This is a genomic window from Cupriavidus sp. GW821-FHT02F09, assembly GCF_059421605.1.
This window is the reverse complement of the sequence record NZ_JBWKVH010000006.1, coordinates 1-14,924: the sequence shown is the minus strand read 5'-3', so window position 1 is coordinate 14,924 and position 14,924 is coordinate 1. Positions and strand designations below refer to the sequence as shown.

Sequence of the window (14,924 nt, the reverse complement as noted above, 5' to 3'; positions counted from 1 at the left end):
AAAGACAAGGCCGCGGGCCGCGTTCATGGGCCATTCCAGCAGTTCTTCGTTTTGACTTTCCACAGCAGAAGAGAGAAGAGAGAGGAGACAGAGTCATGAATCGTCGTCAGTTTCAACTGGCAGGGCTGGCTTGCGCGCTGGGCGCGGGTTTGGGCGCGGTAGCGCCCGTGGCGCAGGCTGACGCCTGGCCGTCCAAGCCGATCACCGTCATCGTGCCGTTCCCGGCCGGCGGTGGCACCGATGCCTTCGCCCGCCCGCTGACCGCGCAGCTTTCCAAGCAGCTCGGCAAACAGTTCGTGATCGATAACCGTGGCGGCGCTGGCGGCACCGTGGGCGCGAGCATCGCGGCCAAGGGCGCGCCGGATGGCTATACCGTTTTCATCGGCGGCGCGCACCACGCCATCGCGCCGTCGTTCTACAAGAAGCTCGACTACGACATCGAGAAGGATTTCATCCCCGTCACGGTGATCGCGCAGCCGCCGCAGGTGATCGTGGTGAACCCGACCAAGGTCACCGCCAACACGCTGGGCGAGCTGATCGCCTATGCCAAGAAGAACCCCGGCAAGCTGAACTACGCCTCGGCCGGCAACGGCTCGTCCCACCATCTGGCGGGCGAGCTGTTCAAGCTGCAGACCAAGACCTTCATCACGCATATTCCCTACAAGGGTGCGGGCCCTGCGCTGTCCGACCTGATCGCGGGCCAGGTGGATATGGATTTCGACGGTCTCGGTTCTTCGGCCCAGCATATCCGCGCCGGCCGCATCAAGGCGCTGGCGGTGGCATCGACCAAGCGCTCGGCCGCGTTCCCGAATGTGCCTACCGCTGCCGAGGCTGGGGTGCCTAACTACGAAGTCTCCACCTGGTACGCGATGTGGGTGCCCAAGGGCACGCCCAAGGACATCGTCGACCGGCTTTACACCGAAGTGGAGAAGGCACTGAACACGCCCGAGATGAAGCAGATCTGGCTTGCCAACGGCTCCGATACGCCGGCTTTCACGCAAGAGCAGTTCGCGCAGTTCCAGCGCGCCGAGATCAAGCGCTGGGCTACGGTGGTGCAGCAGTCCGGCGCCAAGATCGACTGATGGAGGATCGCCGCATGGTTTCCGATGTTTCCCGTGCGCGTGGAGCGCAGGCATGAGCGGCACGGTAGCGTTCGCGCGTGAGGGCGACGTGGCCACGGTCACGCTGTCCCACGCTGGCAAGCTCAATGCCATCTCCGTGGCGATGTGGCACGCGCTGGCGCAGGGCTTTGCGGACCTGTCCGCCGATCCCTCGCTGCGCTGCGTGGTGGTGCGCGGCGCCGATGGCAACTTTGCCGCCGGCGCCGACATTGCCGAGTTCCCCGAGGAGCGGGGCGACGCCGCCGCGCTGCGCCGTTACCACGAGGCGGTGATTGCGCCTGCGCTGGCCGCCATCGCGGGCTGCCTGCATCCGACGCTTGCCATGATCGAAGGGGTTTGCGTGGGCGGCGGGCTGGAGATCGCCTGCCATTGCGACCTGCGCATCGCCGCCGACGACAGCCGCTTCGGCGTGCCGATCAACCGGCTCGGCTTTCCCATGGCGCCCGGCGAGCTGACCGGGCTGCTGGCCCTGGCGGGCCGCGCGGTGACGCTGGAGATCCTGCTGGAGGGCAGGGTGTTCGACGCCGCCGAGGCGCGCGAGAAAGGGCTGCTGACGCGCGTGGTGCCGGCAGCGGCACTCGGCGAGGAAGTCGCCGCGGCCGTCAAGCGCATCGTGGCCGGTGCGCCGTTGGCCGCCCGCATCAACAAGCAGAGCATCCGCCGCCTGGCGCCGGTGCCCGCGCCGCTCACCGCGGCGGAGCTCGACGCGCATTTCCGCTATGGCGACAGCGCCGACCATGCCGAAGGCGTGGCGGCATTCCTGGCACGCCGGCCGCCGCGCTTCAGCGGTCAATAGCACGGGCAATAGCACGGGCAATCGCTTTAGGTATCATTGCCGGCTATTGATCGGATTGCCCATGCGGATTGCCCATGCTATTGCCGATTCCGTTTTTCATCTTCCGCAATATGAACGCCAACCTGTTCGCCCTATTCGAATCCCGCTTCCCGGCGGACCGCAGTGCCTGCTGCATTGAAACCCACGACGGCCTCTACTACAGCTGGGACGACCTGGACCGCGCCACCGCCAAGATGGCCAACCTGCTGGCCGCGCTCAAGCTGCCCGAGGGCGCGCGCGTGGCGGTGCAGGTGGAAAAATCGCCGGAGGCGCTGTTCCTGTACCTCGCCACGCTGCGCGCAGGCTACATCTACCTGCCGCTCAATACCGCCTACCAGGAAGCCGAGATCGACTACTTTGTCGGCAACGCGGAGCCGGCGGTGGTGGTGTGCAGCAGCGCTAACTTCGGCTGGGTGTCCAAGGTGGCGTTCCGCCACGGCACCAAGCACGTCTTCACGCTGGACGACGACCGCTCAGGCTCGCTGTTGTCCCGCGCCGCCGTGCAACCGGACCGCTTCGCCACGGTGGCGCGCGGCGCCGACGAGCTCGCCGCCATTCTCTACACCTCGGGCACCACGGGCCGCAGCAAGGGCGCCATGCTCACGCACGGCAACCTGGCCTCCAACGCCAAGACGCTGCATGCGTACTGGGGCTGGCGCAGCGACGACGTGCTGCTGCACATGCTGCCGATCTTCCACGTGCATGGCCTGTTCGTCGCGTCGCACGGCGCGCTCTTGGCCGGTGCCAAGATGATCTGGGCGCCCAAGCTCGACATGGCGCAGATCCTGAAATTCCTGCCGCGTTGCACCGTGATGATGGGCGTGCCCACGTATTACGTGCGCATGGTGCAGGAGCCGCGCTTTGACGACGACACCTGCCGCCGCATGCGCCTGTTCGTGTCCGGCTCCGCGCCGCTGCTGATGGAAACCTTCGATGCCTTCCGCGAGCGCACGGGCCACACCATCCTGGAGCGCTACGGCATGAGCGAGACCGTGATGCTGGTCTCCAACCCGTACGAGGCGCAAGGCGGCGAGCGTATCGGCGGTACCGTCGGCAAGGCGCTGCCGGGTGTGTCGGTGCGCGTGGTGGACGGCGACGGCAAGCCTTGCGCGGCCGGCGAGATCGGCAATGTGGAAGTGCGTGGCCCGAATGTGTTCAAGGGCTACTGGCGCATGCCGGAGAAGACGCAGGAAGAGTTCACCGCCGACGGCTGGTTCAAGACCGGCGACGTGGGCCGCTTTGGCGGTGCCATCGTCAGCCAGGCTGGCGAGCGCAAGGTGCCTGACGACTACCTGACCATCGTCGGCCGCAGCAAGGACCTGATCATCTCCGGTGGCTACAACGTCTACCCCAAGGAGATCGAGAGCTTTATCGACGAGATGCCGGGCGTGGCGGAAAGCGCCGTGATTGGTGTGCCGCATGCCGACTTCGGCGAGGCGGTGGTGGCGGTGGTGGTTGGCAAGCCAGGTGCCTCGCTGGATGCGCTGAGCCTGATTGGCGGGCTCAAGGGTCGTATTGCCAATTTCAAGGTGCCTAAGCGCGTGCACGTGGTGGATGAGTTGCCGCGCAACACCATGGGCAAGGTGCAGAAGAACGTGCTGCGCCAGCAGTTCGGGGCGCTGTAAGCACCGCCGCTCCTTGATGGCTCATGCATCAAAGACAAGGCCCCTGCCGCTTGCGCGGCAGGGGCCTTGTTCCGTGCCTTCTGCCTTCTGCCTTCTACCTTCTACCTTCTACCTTCTACCTTCTACCTTCTGCCTTGCCCCTTGAGCCTGTGGCTTTGGACGGCGCTTACTTGAGCATCTGCACCGAGCCGTTCACAGTCACGGTGACCTGGGCCTTGCCGCCCTCGACCGGCACCGGCGCGGAATCGGCCATCATGGCCTTGGCCGCGTACATGCGCGGCATCGGTTGCACCGCGCCCACTTCGCCCACCTGCACTTCACGGATGGTGTAGCTGCCGTAGCCGAACAGCTTGGTGGTGGCCTGAGCCTTGTCGCGGAACGAGGCCACGGCTTGCTCGGTCAGCTTGGTCTCGGCCGCCTGGCGGGCTTCGCGCGAGAGCGAGAAGCTGATGTTCTGCACCTGCATCTGGCTGGCGAGCTGCCCCGCGAGCTTGGACACGGCGGTGAAATCGCGCGATTCCAGAATCACCTCGGCGCGCCCGCGCCAAGTGCTGATGCGCCCGTTCTTGTCGTTGGACGGATAGATGGTGAAGCCGCCCGATTGCGCCTGCACGCCATTGGTACGCTTGGCCTGCGCGATCACATCCGCGGTCTTGGCCGACAGCGCCGAGGAAATCGCGCCCGGCTCCGCGCCTTCCTGCTCGGCGGCGAGCGTCAGGTGCACCACGTCGGTCGGTACTTCGGTGGCGGCCTGGGCGGACAGCGACAGCACGCCGGCAGGGGCCGGCTCGTGGGTCGGGCCGCCGCCCTGGGCGGAGGCAGCCATGGCGGTGGTACCGAGCAGCGTGGCGGCAAGCAGATGTTTCATTGGATTCTCCCTTGTCAGACGATGGGTATCAGACGCGCCGCCCAGGTGATCGTTCCGCTACGTCGCGTGCGACCTTGTATCTACTTGTATCCGCGGCATGCGTTGCTGGCACCTGTGGCCTCAGAACGCGTGCCAGGCCTTCCACATCATGTAGGCCGACAGGCTGAACAGCAGGCAGGCGAAGACTTTCTTCAACTGTGCGACATCCATGCGGTGCGCGGTGCGCGCGCCCAGCGGCGCGGTCAGCACGCTGGCAACCGCGATCACCGCCAGCGCGGGCAGGTAAATGTAGCCGAGCGAGCCTGCCGGCAGCCCGGTCTGGCCCAGCCCGCTCCACACATAGCCGATCACGCTCGCCACTGCGATGGGAAACCCGAGTGCGGCCGAGGTGGCCACGGCGTTGTGGATTGGCACATTGCACCAGGTCATGAACGGCACCGAGACAAAGCCGCCGCCCGCGCCCACCAGGCTGGACAGGAAGCCGATCACGCCGCCCGCGCCCAGCATGCCCGGCGTGCCTGGCAGTTGCCGGTGCGGGGCGGGCTTGCGGTTGCGCAGCATCTGCCACGCCGAAAAGCCTACGAATACGGCAAACAGCAGCGACAGCCAACTGGTCTTGAGCGCCGCGAAGACCTTGCCGCCGCCGATCATGCCGCCAATCAGGATGCCGGGCGCCAGGGCCAGCACCAGCTTCCATCGCACCATGCCGCGCTTGTGGTGGGCGCGCACCGAGGACAGCGAGGTGAACAGGATGGTCGCCATGGAAGTGGCGATCGCCATATGGACGATGGCCTCATGGGGGAAGGCCAGGGCGGTGAACAGCAGCGTGAGGAAGGGCACCATCAGCATGCCGCCGCCTACGCCAAGCAAGCCGGCGCAGAAGCCGGTAAAGGCGCCGAGCAGCAGCAGCCCGGGAATCAGGGAAAAGCTCATGACGCGGAATCGACCTTGTTGGCGTTGTAGTTATGTCGTCGGCAGCCATTGTGTCATGCCGCTGCAGTGACCGTCGGTGCCGGGCTAGCGCATCAGCCGCGTGGTGATGAAACGCCATTCGGCCGGGGTCACCGGCGTGATCGACAACCGGTTGCCGCGGCGTAGCACGACCATGTCGGCCAGTTCGTCATGCGCGCGCAAGTCGGCCAGCGAGATCAGCGGGCCCTTGCCGACAAAGCGCACATCAACCAGCATCCAGCGCGGGGCATCCGGCTTGGCGGCGGCGTCGTAGTAATCGCTCTTCGGGTCGAACTGGGTGGGATCGGGGTAGGGCTGCGAGCTGACCTCGGCCAGGCCGGCAATGCCGGGCTGTGGGCAGGAGGAGTGATAGAACAGCACGCCGTCGCCGATTTGCATGCCGTCGCGCATGAAGTTGCGGGCCTGGTAGTTGCGCACGCCGGTCCATGGCAGGGTGCCGCGTTCGGCTAGCGTATCGATGCTGGCCTCGTCGGGTTCCGACTTCATCAGCCAGTACTGGCGGGCGCGCGCGGCGGCATTGGCTTGCGTGGATCGGCTCATGGGCGGGCAGGGCGGGCGTGACGTTGGCGACAGCGATATGGTGCAGCAAGCACGGCCAAAAGAAAACCGTCTGGCGGATGTGGGCGTGGGCCGTGGCGCTGAAACAGAGGGAGGGCACTGCAGAGGCAGCGCAGGTCAATCTGCGCCACAAAAGGAAAAGGCGGTGGTTGAATAACCACCGCCTTTAGAGGGGTCCCCGCCTCGGCCGCTGGATCGGCATCCTGAACCCAAGTGAGGTTCAGAGTGGCTGCGGAAGCCGCATTTCGGGTACATCACCGGTTCAGGGAGTCCAGACTGCAACTATGAACCATGCGACGCGCTCGCCCACACGGCATAATCCCGCACCAACAAATGCTTATCGGTTCAAGGAATATGATCCTGACGAACCAGGCAGGGAAACTGTCAAACGTCTGACTTTTTTGCACTGCCAAACGCATACTGCTTTGGCATGGCTGTCAGACGTTTGCCGTTTCTAACTTGGATGGGATGAAAACGGCGGTCAGGCGCGATAACCCGACCTAAGGTGCCGCAACTATGTGGCTTGGTGCGGCTTGGCTCCACTATACACCGCGAGGCTTTCCATACCAAGCCCGTCTTTGCGTGTCGTTACATTTTGCTGACGCGCGCGGCATGTGGGGCACATCGGGCCGAAATCGCGAGCGTATCACCGCCTGCCTGTGCCGTGTGGTACAGCCGGCGCAGGGCAGGGCATCAGTTGCGCGGCACGGGCGAATTGGTGCCCACATGCGCGTACTGGCGCAGGGCTTCGTCCGCGCGTTCGTTCAGCTCGCGAATGCGCGCACGCACTGCATCAACGGGAATCGCACCATCTTCTTGCTGCTTGCGCTTGAGCGAGAGCAGGTCCGAGGCGATGCTGATCGCGGCCATCACGGCAACGCGTTCCACGCCCTTGGCGGATACGCCGCCCTTGAGCCGCGTCATCTGACCGTCTACCAGTGCCACGGCCTCCAGCAGCGCGGCCTCGTTGTCGGCGGCAATGGCGAACCGGTAGGACTGGCCGGCAATGTTCACTTCGACTTGCTTATTGCTCATGCGTTTTCTCCGGGTGCCTTCTGTTCGGCGCGGCCGGCCGCGTCGCCTTCGCCCAGCAGGTCGAGCTGGCGGGCGTCGCTGGCGGTGGGCAGCTTGTCCAGGATCGACTGGATGCGCAGCTGCGCTTCCTCGATCTTGATATTGAGCAGCTCGCGGTCGGCGGCCATGGCTTCACGGTCGCCGCGCAGCTGGCTGGCGTCGGCCTGCAGGCGTTCGATCTCCTCGCGCAGCCGCTGGTTCTCAGCCGCCAGGGTATCGGCATGGTGCAGCACACGCCCGATCTTGGCGGCGAGTTGTTCGAGTTCGGTGAGCATAGAGCCTGTCATATCTAGGGTCTCGGGTTCTGGGATTTTAGCCCAAGCGCTATCGTGCGGACGGCGAACGCAGACGTGTGTGACCAGGCCTGCGCGCCGAAGTTGCATGCATCGTCGTTTAACGGCATCCGTGGCGACGGCTTTATGCCTGTTTCCAGGCGCTTTCGCCTTGTTTTGCCGCGGCATTGACGCTTGCCTCGAAACTGCCTACACTCGCGCACGTTCCAGGTGCTCGTAATCCTATTCACTACAGGGTTGCAGTTCAACGGGAAACAGGGAGCCAGCCACCGCCGCCAGGGCAGGGCCGAGCCAACCTGTGCTGCCCCCGCAACGGTAAGCGACCGTGATCGCAAGATCGCAAGGCCGACCACTCAGCCACTGAACCGCAAGGTTCGGGAAGGCGGTCGGACTGGTGTCGTCAGCCCGGATACCGGCCTGAACGAGAGTGCGCCGCCCTCCGCTGCTTTTTGCCGCGCAAGCCAGCGGCGCGCTTCGTCGCCAGACGGTCCGCGGGGGAACGGACCAGGCAGCTCTCTCCCACTCAGCATCATGCGCTTTTCGCCCCCCACGTCGAGCCGTCCGGCATTGCCGGCGCGCCGCCACACCATACCTGTTTTCGTCTCGCGGCAACTGCCCGCCGCGCTCGCCGCCTGGCTCGCCATGAGCGCGCCAGGCGCCGCCATGGCCCAGTCCGCCGGGCAATCCGCTGCGCAGCCCGCGCCCGACGCGCAGCTCGACCCGGTGGTGGTCACTGCCACCCGCACTGTCCAGCCGTTGACCGAGGCGCTGCCGCATACCACTGTGGTGACCCAGCAGGACATCGTCAACTCCCAGGCTCCGGACCTGCGCACATTGCTGCGTACCCAGGCCGGCGTGGAATTTGCGGCCAACGGCGGCATGGGTGCAAACACCACCCTGTTCATGCGCGGGGCAAACGGCAACCAGACGCTGATCCTGATCGACGGCGTGCGGGTTTCGTCGGCCAGCAGCGGCACTGCCCAGCTATCGAATATCCTGCCCGACCAGATCGACCATATCGAGATCGTGCGCGGCAACGTCTCCGCGCTCTACGGCTCGGATGCGATCGGCGGCGTGGTGCAGATCTTCACCAAGAGCGGTGCGGGCCAGGCTCCCGCAGCCAACGCTCAGATTGAATACGGCAGCAACAATACGCGCCAGGGTACGGTGGGCTACGGCGGGCAGGTGGGCGATACCTCGTTCAATATCACCGGGTCGGCAGTCAAGACAGACGGTTTTTCGGCGATCAATGCGGCCCAATGGAACGGTGACAATCCGGCCAAGGCAAAGAAGGGCATGGGCCCGAACCCGAACGACAACCCGTATGACAACAAGAGCGTATCGGGCCAGGTGAAGCATCGTTTCACCAGCGACTGGGACGCCGGCGTCACAGCCTATTACTCGAAGAGCAAGCTCTCCTACGACACCACGACAGGCAAACCGACCGATGTCTGGTGGATGAACAGCGAGTTGTACACTGTATCCGCCTTTGTCAACGGCAAGCTCACCCGGGACTGGACCACGCATTTCAAGGTCGCGCAGAGCGGGGACAATAGCGAAAACACCTTGAACGGACTGTTCAACAGCAATTTCAACACGCGCAATCGCCAGTACACCTGGCAGAACGAATACGCGCTGGCGCCGACCCATAAGCTGCTGTTCGGCACGGAGTATGCGCAGCAGGAATTCAGCTCGAACACGTATGGCGCGCCGGGCCGCAATATTGCGTCGGTGTTCGGGGGCTACGATGGCCGGCTGGGCAAGCACCAGCTGCAGCTCAATGTGCGCAACGACCACTACTCGGATTTCGGCAGCCAGGCGAGCTATTTCGCCGGCTATGGCTATAACGTGACCGAGGCGTTCAAGCTGATCGCCAACGCCAGCAACGCCTTCCGCGCGCCGACGTTCAACGAGCTGTACTACCCGGGCTATGGCCAGCCGGGCATCAAGCCCGAGCGCGCCAAGTCGGTCGAGCTGGGCGCGCAGTACAACACGGACGCCGCCGGCCTGCTGCGCGTGACCGCGTTCGAGACCCGCTACGACAACCTGATCACCGCGGCGCTGCAGCCCAATGGCTTGTTCCTGGCGCAGAATGTCAACAAGGCCAAGGTGCAAGGCATTGAAGCCTCCTGGCGCGCCAAGCTGATGGGCACCGACGTGGGCGCCAGCATCACCTTCCAGAACCCGGTGGATGAGCAGAGCAATACGCAGTTGCTGCGCCGCGCGCGCCGCCATGCCGCCTTCGACGTGGGCCGCCAGTTTGGCGACTTCCGCCTCGGCGGCGAGTGGATCATTTCCTCGACGCGCATGGATAGCGGCTCGCGCACGCTGGGCGGATACGGTATCGTCAACCTCAATGCCCGCTATAACATCGACAAGCAATGGTTCGTGGCCGCCCGTGTGGAAAACCTGTTCGACAAGAACTACCAGCTCGCCTATCCCTACAACACGCAGGGACGCGCCGGCTTTGTCACGCTGGGCTGGCGCCAGAAATGATGGTGGCCGCCTGACATGCGCCGCGCGCTAGCCGTCTGGCTGATGCTTGCCGCCGCCGGCGTGGCGGTGTTCCTGCTGTCGCTGGCGGTGGGCAGCGTGCCGCTGTCGGGCGGGCAGGTCTGGCAGGCGCTGTCCGTCGGCGCCGACGATACCGCCGGGGCCATCGTGCGTGAGCTGCGGCTGCCGCGCGCGGCCGCGGCATTCGCGTGCGGCGGCCTGCTGGCGTTGACCGGCGCGTTGATGCAGGTGCTGCTGCGCAATCCGCTGGCCGAGCCCTATGTGCTCGGCGTATCGGGCGGCGCGGCCACCGGTGCGCTCACCGCCATGCTGATGATGTGGCCACTGTGGACGGTGCAGGCCGGCGCGGCCGGCGGCGCGCTGTTCTCGATGGTGCTGGTGGCCACGCTGGCGCGGCGCGACCTGCTGCATCCGCAGGTGCAGGGCGGCCATCATGAGGCCGGCTCGCGCCTGCTGCTGACCGGCGTGATCCTGGCCGCCGGCTGGGGCGCGCTGATTACCCTGATCCTGAGCGTGGCGCCCGAGGCCCGTTTGCGCGGCATGCTGTTCTGGCTGACCGGCGACCTGGGCGGCACCGCCAGCTACGGCCTTGCGCTAGGTGCGCTGGCGCTGGCCGTGCTGCTGGCCATGCCGATGGCGCGCTCGCTCAATGCCATGCTGATGGGCGAGACCGTGGCGCAGGCGCTGGGCGTGCGCGTCGGCGCGGTGCGCCTGTCGGTGTTCGTGCTGGCCTCGCTGGCGATCGCGGTGGCCATTACCTCGGCTGGCTCGATTGGCTTTGTCGGGCTGGTGGTGCCGCACCTGGTGCGCCTTGCCTGGGGCAACGACCAACGCCTGATGTTGCCTGCCTCGGCGTTGCTCGGCGGCACGTTGCTGATGGCCGCCGACCTGGTGGCGCGCACGGTGATTGCGCCCGCGCAGTTGCCGGTGGGCGTGATCACCGCGCTGCTGGGCGTGCCGACCTTCCTCTTTCTCCTGCTGCGCAGGCCGCGCTGAGCACCATGCCGACCTGGAACGAACCCGTCTGCGCTTGTCCGCCGCTGGTGCTGCAGTCCCTGCAGTTGCGCGCCGGCACGCGCGCTTTGCTCGATGGCCTGAGCTTGTCCATGCAGGCGGGCGAGCTGTGGTGCATCGTGGGCCCGAACGGCGTCGGCAAGTCCACGCTGATGTCGGTGCTGGCCGGGCTGCGCAAGCCGGACGGCGGCGTGGTGCTGCTGGATGGCCGCGCGCCGCTGGAGACGCCGCCCGCGGCCCTGGCATTGCGCCGTGCCTACCTGCCTCAGGCGGTGCACGACACCTTCTCGATGTCGGTGCGCGACGCCGTGGCGGTGGGCCGTCACCCGCATCTCTCCGGTTGGGGCTGGGCCGGCCGCGAGGATGACGCGGTGGTCGCGGCAGTGATGCGCGAGATGGATCTCGATGCGCTGGCCGGGCGCGACGTGCTGACCCTGTCCGGCGGCGAGCGCCAGCGCGTTTCGCTGGCTGCCACGCTGGCGCAACAGGCGCCGCTGCTGATGCTGGACGAACCCGCCGCCCACCTCGACCTGCGCCACCAGATCATGGTGCTGGAAACCCTGGCCCGGCTGGCGCGCGCCGGCCGCCACGCCATCGTGGTGATCCTGCACGACCTTAACCTGGCGCGGCGCTACGCGACCCATGCTCTGCTGCTGGCCGAAGACGGCCTGTGCTTGCATGGCCCCGCTGCGCAGGTCCTGACTCCCGCGCATTGCTCGCACGCGCTGCGCACGCCCATTGTCAGCGTCAGCGACGGCCGCCATACCGCGCTGATCGCCGACGGGGCGCATTCTCCCGCACCAGACGAAACCCAACATGACTGAACCCAAAGCCCTTGAGACCTCCACGTCGGAAGACGCCGCCCGCGACGAGCGCCACAAGGCGCGCATGCTGCGCAAGAAGGATGTCGTGGATGCCAAGATTGCCGCCGCGCAGGACGAGCGCGGCGTGATCGTCATCACCACCGGCAATGGCAAGGGCAAATCCAGCTCCGGCTTTGGCATGGTGGTGCGCGCGCTTGGCCACGGCATGCAGGCCGGCGTGGTGCAATTCATCAAGGGCGCGATTCCCAGCGGCGAGGAATTGTTCCTGCGGCGCTTTCCGGAGCAGTGCGCCTTCCATGTGATGGGCGAAGGCTACACCTGGGAAACGCAGGATCGCGCGCGCGACGTGGCCAAGGCCCAGGCCGCGTGGGAGGTGGCGCGCTCGCTGCTGCGCGACCCGTCGATCGGGCTGGTGCTGCTGGACGAACTCAATATCGCGCTCAAGCTGCACTACCTGGATGTCGACACCGTCATCGCCGACCTGCGCGCCCGCCCGCCGATGCAGCACGTGGTCATCACCGGCCGCGGCGCACCGCCCGCGCTGATCGAGGCGGCGGATACCGTGACGGACATGACGCCGGTCAAGCATGCCTTCCAGCAAGGCATCAAGGCCCAACGTGGCGTCGAGATGTAAAACGTCTATTCTTGTTCCAGCGAATCGAATCTTTTCTCAGCCACACCAAGAAATACCATGCAGTTACCCGCCATCACCCCGCTCGACGCCTCCCTGCGCCCGACCCTGCAAGCCGCCATCGATGCCAAGACCAAGCCGCTCGGCGCGCTCGGCCGGCTCGAGGATCTGGCCTTGCAGATCGGCCTGATTACCGGCAGTGGCACGCCGGAGCTCAAGCGTCCCGCGGTGATCGTGTTCGCCGGGGACCACGGCGTGGCCGATGCCGGCGTGAGCGCCTATCCGGCCGAGGTCACGGCGCAGATGGTGCTCAACTTCCTGGCCGGGGGCGCGGCCATCAATGTGTTCTCGCGCCTGCACGGGCTGGCGCTGGAGGTGGTGGACGCGGGGGTGCGCGCGCCGCTGCCGTCCGCGCCCGGGCTGGTCAACTGCCGCATTGCCGCGGGCACGCGCAATTTTGCCTTTGAGCGCGCCATGAGCGCGGAGCAGGTGCAGGCGGCGCTCACCGCCGGCATGGCGCGCGTGCTGCGCCACGCGCAGCAGGGCAGCAACGTGATTGGCTTTGGCGAGATGGGCATTGCCAATACCTCGTCGGCCGCTTGCCTGGTGAGCCGGCTTACCGATACACCGATTGAAGATTGCATCGGCCGCGGCACCGGCCTGGACGACGCGGGCCTCGCGCGCAAGCGCGCGGTGCTGGCGCAGGCACTGGCACTGCATGCGGATGCGGTGGAGCCGCTCGACGTGCTGGCCGCCTTCGGCGGCTTCGAGATCGCCATGATGACCGGCGCCTTCCTGGCCGCGGCGGCCAGCCGCATGGTGATCCTGGTCGATGGCTTTATCGCCTCGGCCGCGCTGCTGGTGGCGCAGCGCCTCGCGCCCGAGGTGCTGGAATACTGCGTGTTCTCACATTGCTCGCACGAGCATGGCCACCGCCGCCTGCTGGATTATTTCGGCGCCGAGCCGCTGCTGGCGCTGGACCTGCGCCTGGGCGAGGGCACCGGCGCCGCGCTGGCCTATCCGCTGGTCGCGTCCGCCGCGGCCTTCCTGCGCGAGATGGCCACCTTCGGCGCGGCCGGCGTCAGCACCGCGTCGGCGTAGACTGCGGCCGCTTTCGCTACCTGGCCCAACGCACCCGCCCATGCTCGACGAACTTCGCTACTTCCTGACCGCCGTTGGCTACTTCACGCGGGTGCCGGTGCCGCGCTGGGTCGGCTTTGCGCCGCACTACCTGAACGCGGCGGCGCGTTACTTTCCGCTGGTGGGGTTGCTGGTTGGCGTGCTGGGCGCGCTGGCTAGCTGGGGCGCGCTGCAGTGGTGGCCGCCGGGCGTGGCCTTGCTGCTGGGCATGGCCGTGACGCTGCTGGCCACCGGCGCTTTTCACGAGGACGGCCTGGCCGACTGCGTGGATGCCTTTGGCGGCGGCTACCGGCGCGAGGACGTGCTGCGCATCATGCACGACTCGCGCATTGGCGCATTTGGCGCCATCGCGCTGGTGGTGGCGTTGCTGCTCAAGTGGCAACTGCTGGTGGCGATTGCCGCGCGCAGCGGCATGGCGGAGTTGCTGCTGGTGCTGGTGGCCGCGCATGCGGCCAGCCGCGCCATGGCGGTGAGCTATCTTGCCACGCTGGATTACGTGCGTGCCGAGGGCAAGGCCAAGCCGGTGGCGCAGCGGCTGTCCGGCATGGGGCTGGGTTTCACGCTGCTTTGCGGTGCATTGCCGCTGCTGCTGGTGTCGCCGCTGTTTGCTGCTGTGGTGATCGTTGCCTTGGTGGTGCTGCGCTTTTTGCTGGGACGCTACTTTGTTCGCCGCATAGGCGGCTACACCGGCGATTGCCTCGGCATGGCGCAGCAGCTGGCCGAGTTGTTGATCTATCTGGTGGCGGCGGCATGGACCTGGTCCTGATCCGACACGCGGCGCCCGAGGTGGCGCAGGGGATCTGCTACGGCGCGCTTGACCTGCCGCTGGCTCAGCCCGTTTTGCCCGAGCCTGCCCGCATGCTGCTGGCACTCGATGGCCTTGCGCCGCAGCGCATTGTTTGCAGCCCGATGACGCGGGCTCGCGCCACGGCAGATTTGCTTGCGCGGGATTTCGGCCTGCTGCCGCAAGCCGATGCGCGGTTGCGCGAACTCGATTTTGGCCGTTGGGAAGGCCTCGCATGGGACGCCGTGCCGCGCGCCGAGCTGGATGCGTGGGCTGCGGATCTGCTGCATGCGCGGCCGCATGGGGGCGAGACCGTCGCGCAGGCGATGGCGCGTGTGGCGGCTTGGGCTGATGCCTTGCCGGTGGATGCTCCGGACCGGCTGTGGGTTGTTGCGCATGCGGGGCCGATGCGTATGCTGGCAGCGCACTGGCTCGGGGTGCCGCTGGCTACTACGCTGGGGTGGGATCTTGGTTATGGGGCGAGTTGCCGGTTTACGCTGGGTGGCGGTGTGGCGCGGTTGCGGTGGTGGAATCGGGGTTGAGGTTGTGGGGGGGGATGACTGCAACTGCAACTGCAACGCTTAACGTCAACGGCAACTGCAACTGCAGTTTCACCACCCCTGCGGGGCGGCGACCTACTTTCTTGTCTTGCCAAGAAAGTAGGCAAAGAA

General features: G+C 66.4%; 15 protein-coding genes, 1 other RNA gene and 1 riboswitch. Of the genes, 10 read left to right on the top strand and 6 right to left on the bottom strand.

The genetic code is table 11. The annotated features are described in order from the left end of the window. Positions 1-95: 95 nt before the first annotated feature. The 3 genes from AC07XB_RS08945 to AC07XB_RS08935 all read left to right on the top strand — a co-directional run bounded on the left by AC07XB_RS08945 (position 96) and on the right by AC07XB_RS08935 (position 3,581). On the top strand, positions 96-1,082 hold the full coding sequence (locus AC07XB_RS08945) for a Bug family tripartite tricarboxylate transporter substrate binding protein (protein WP_492831956.1): 987 nt from the start codon (positions 96-98) through the stop codon (positions 1,080-1,082). 52 nt (positions 1,083-1,134) lie between these two features. Further along, positions 1,135-1,917, top strand: a complete 783-nt coding sequence (locus AC07XB_RS08940; RefSeq protein ID WP_492812689.1) for an enoyl-CoA hydratase/isomerase family protein — start codon at positions 1,135-1,137, stop codon at positions 1,915-1,917. A 110-nt stretch (positions 1,918-2,027) separates the two neighbouring features. After that, positions 2,028-3,581, top strand: coding sequence for a malonate--CoA ligase (locus tag AC07XB_RS08935; protein ID WP_492831976.1), 1,554 nt, complete (start codon positions 2,028-2,030; stop codon positions 3,579-3,581). Positions 3,582-3,747: 166 nt separating this feature from the next. Here the strand turns inward: AC07XB_RS08935 and AC07XB_RS08930 are convergent, their stop codons facing one another. The 6 genes from AC07XB_RS08930 to AC07XB_RS08905 form a co-directional block, all read right to left on the bottom strand. Continuing rightward, positions 3,748-4,449, bottom strand: coding sequence for an SIMPL domain-containing protein (locus AC07XB_RS08930; RefSeq protein WP_492831954.1), 702 nt, complete (start codon positions 4,447-4,449; stop codon positions 3,748-3,750). A gap of 120 nt (positions 4,450-4,569) precedes the next feature. Then, a complete protein-coding gene (locus tag AC07XB_RS08925; RefSeq protein ID WP_441633250.1) occupies positions 4,570-5,382 on the bottom strand; it encodes a sulfite exporter TauE/SafE family protein in 813 nt (270 codons plus the stop codon). Between the two features lie 84 nt (positions 5,383-5,466). Then, entirely contained in the window at positions 5,467-5,961 is a 495-nt protein-coding gene (locus AC07XB_RS08920) for an EVE domain-containing protein (RefSeq protein ID WP_174427959.1), read from the bottom strand. Between the two features lie 189 nt (positions 5,962-6,150). Continuing rightward, positions 6,151-6,361, bottom strand: a non-coding RNA gene (gene ssrS, locus AC07XB_RS08915) — 6S RNA. Positions 6,362-6,672: 311 nt separating this feature from the next. After that, positions 6,673-7,014, bottom strand: coding sequence for a cell division protein ZapA (locus AC07XB_RS08910; protein WP_416049477.1), 342 nt, complete (start codon positions 7,012-7,014; stop codon positions 6,673-6,675). After that, positions 7,011-7,328: a hypothetical protein gene (locus tag AC07XB_RS08905; protein ID WP_183036798.1), complete on the bottom strand. Its 318-nt coding sequence runs from the start codon at positions 7,326-7,328 to the stop codon at positions 7,011-7,013. Before AC07XB_RS08905 ends, AC07XB_RS08910 begins: the two co-directional genes overlap by 4 nt. 208 nt (positions 7,329-7,536) lie before the next feature. Continuing rightward, a riboswitch (cobalamin riboswitch) is annotated at positions 7,537-7,781 on the top strand. A 96-nt stretch (positions 7,782-7,877) separates the two neighbouring features. Here AC07XB_RS08905 and AC07XB_RS08900 point away from each other — a divergent pair. Genes AC07XB_RS08900 through cobC form a run of 7 tightly spaced genes read left to right on the top strand, consistent with a single transcriptional unit; the run spans position 7,878 to position 14,795 of the window. Further along, positions 7,878-9,842, top strand: coding sequence for a TonB-dependent receptor plug domain-containing protein (locus tag AC07XB_RS08900; protein WP_492831951.1), 1,965 nt, complete (start codon positions 7,878-7,880; stop codon positions 9,840-9,842). Positions 9,843-9,857: 15 nt separating this feature from the next. Beyond that, positions 9,858-10,856: a FecCD family ABC transporter permease gene (locus AC07XB_RS08895; RefSeq protein ID WP_492831949.1), complete on the top strand. Its 999-nt coding sequence runs from the start codon at positions 9,858-9,860 to the stop codon at positions 10,854-10,856. 5 nt (positions 10,857-10,861) lie between these two features. Next, a complete protein-coding gene (locus AC07XB_RS08890; protein WP_492376691.1) occupies positions 10,862-11,698 on the top strand; it encodes an ABC transporter ATP-binding protein in 837 nt (278 codons plus the stop codon). After that, positions 11,691-12,332: a cob(I)yrinic acid a,c-diamide adenosyltransferase gene (cobO, locus tag AC07XB_RS08885; RefSeq protein WP_150984001.1), complete on the top strand. Its 642-nt coding sequence runs from the start codon at positions 11,691-11,693 to the stop codon at positions 12,330-12,332. Before AC07XB_RS08890 ends, cobO begins: the two co-directional genes overlap by 8 nt. A 57-nt stretch (positions 12,333-12,389) precedes the next feature. Next, complete coding sequence (cobT, locus tag AC07XB_RS08880) at positions 12,390-13,430, top strand: nicotinate-nucleotide--dimethylbenzimidazole phosphoribosyltransferase (protein WP_492376692.1); 1,041 nt, start codon at positions 12,390-12,392, stop codon at positions 13,428-13,430. Positions 13,431-13,470: 40 nt separating this feature from the next. Further along, positions 13,471-14,235: an adenosylcobinamide-GDP ribazoletransferase gene (locus AC07XB_RS08875; RefSeq protein WP_492376693.1), complete on the top strand. Its 765-nt coding sequence runs from the start codon at positions 13,471-13,473 to the stop codon at positions 14,233-14,235. After that, positions 14,220-14,795, top strand: a complete 576-nt coding sequence (gene cobC / locus AC07XB_RS08870) for an alpha-ribazole phosphatase (RefSeq protein WP_492376694.1) — start codon at positions 14,220-14,222, stop codon at positions 14,793-14,795. The genes AC07XB_RS08875 and cobC overlap by 16 nt, the downstream gene beginning before the upstream one ends. Positions 14,796-14,924 lie beyond the last annotated feature (129 nt).

Excerpts from the sequence above, each read along its gene's own strand:
- cobT (WP_492376692.1), top strand. The coding sequence starts at position 12,390 with ATGCAGTTACCCGCCATCACCCCGCTCGACGCCTCCCTGCGCCCGACC.
- AC07XB_RS08940 (WP_492812689.1), top strand. The coding sequence starts at position 1,135 with ATGAGCGGCACGGTAGCGTTCGCGCGTGAGGGCGACGTGGCCACGGTC.
- cobC (WP_492376694.1), top strand. The coding sequence starts at position 14,220 with ATGGACCTGGTCCTGATCCGACACGCGGCGCCCGAGGTGGCGCAGGGG.
- cobO (WP_150984001.1), top strand. The coding sequence starts at position 11,691 with ATGACTGAACCCAAAGCCCTTGAGACCTCCACGTCGGAAGACGCCGCC.
- AC07XB_RS08935 (WP_492831976.1), top strand. The coding sequence starts at position 2,028 with ATGAACGCCAACCTGTTCGCCCTATTCGAATCCCGCTTCCCGGCGGAC.
- AC07XB_RS08890 (WP_492376691.1), top strand. The coding sequence starts at position 10,862 with ATGCCGACCTGGAACGAACCCGTCTGCGCTTGTCCGCCGCTGGTGCTG.
- AC07XB_RS08905 (WP_183036798.1), bottom strand. The coding sequence starts at position 7,328 with ATGCTCACCGAACTCGAACAACTCGCCGCCAAGATCGGGCGTGTGCTG.
- AC07XB_RS08910 (WP_416049477.1), bottom strand. The coding sequence starts at position 7,014 with ATGAGCAATAAGCAAGTCGAAGTGAACATTGCCGGCCAGTCCTACCGG.
- AC07XB_RS08875 (WP_492376693.1), top strand. The coding sequence starts at position 13,471 with ATGCTCGACGAACTTCGCTACTTCCTGACCGCCGTTGGCTACTTCACG.
- AC07XB_RS08945 (WP_492831956.1), top strand. The coding sequence starts at position 96 with ATGAATCGTCGTCAGTTTCAACTGGCAGGGCTGGCTTGCGCGCTGGGC.
- AC07XB_RS08925 (WP_441633250.1), bottom strand. The coding sequence starts at position 5,382 with ATGAGCTTTTCCCTGATTCCCGGGCTGCTGCTGCTCGGCGCCTTTACC.
- AC07XB_RS08895 (WP_492831949.1), top strand. The coding sequence starts at position 9,858 with ATGCGCCGCGCGCTAGCCGTCTGGCTGATGCTTGCCGCCGCCGGCGTG.
- AC07XB_RS08930 (WP_492831954.1), bottom strand. The coding sequence starts at position 4,449 with ATGAAACATCTGCTTGCCGCCACGCTGCTCGGTACCACCGCCATGGCT.
- AC07XB_RS08920 (WP_174427959.1), bottom strand. The coding sequence starts at position 5,961 with ATGAGCCGATCCACGCAAGCCAATGCCGCCGCGCGCGCCCGCCAGTAC.
- AC07XB_RS08900 (WP_492831951.1), top strand. The coding sequence starts at position 7,878 with ATGCGCTTTTCGCCCCCCACGTCGAGCCGTCCGGCATTGCCGGCGCGC.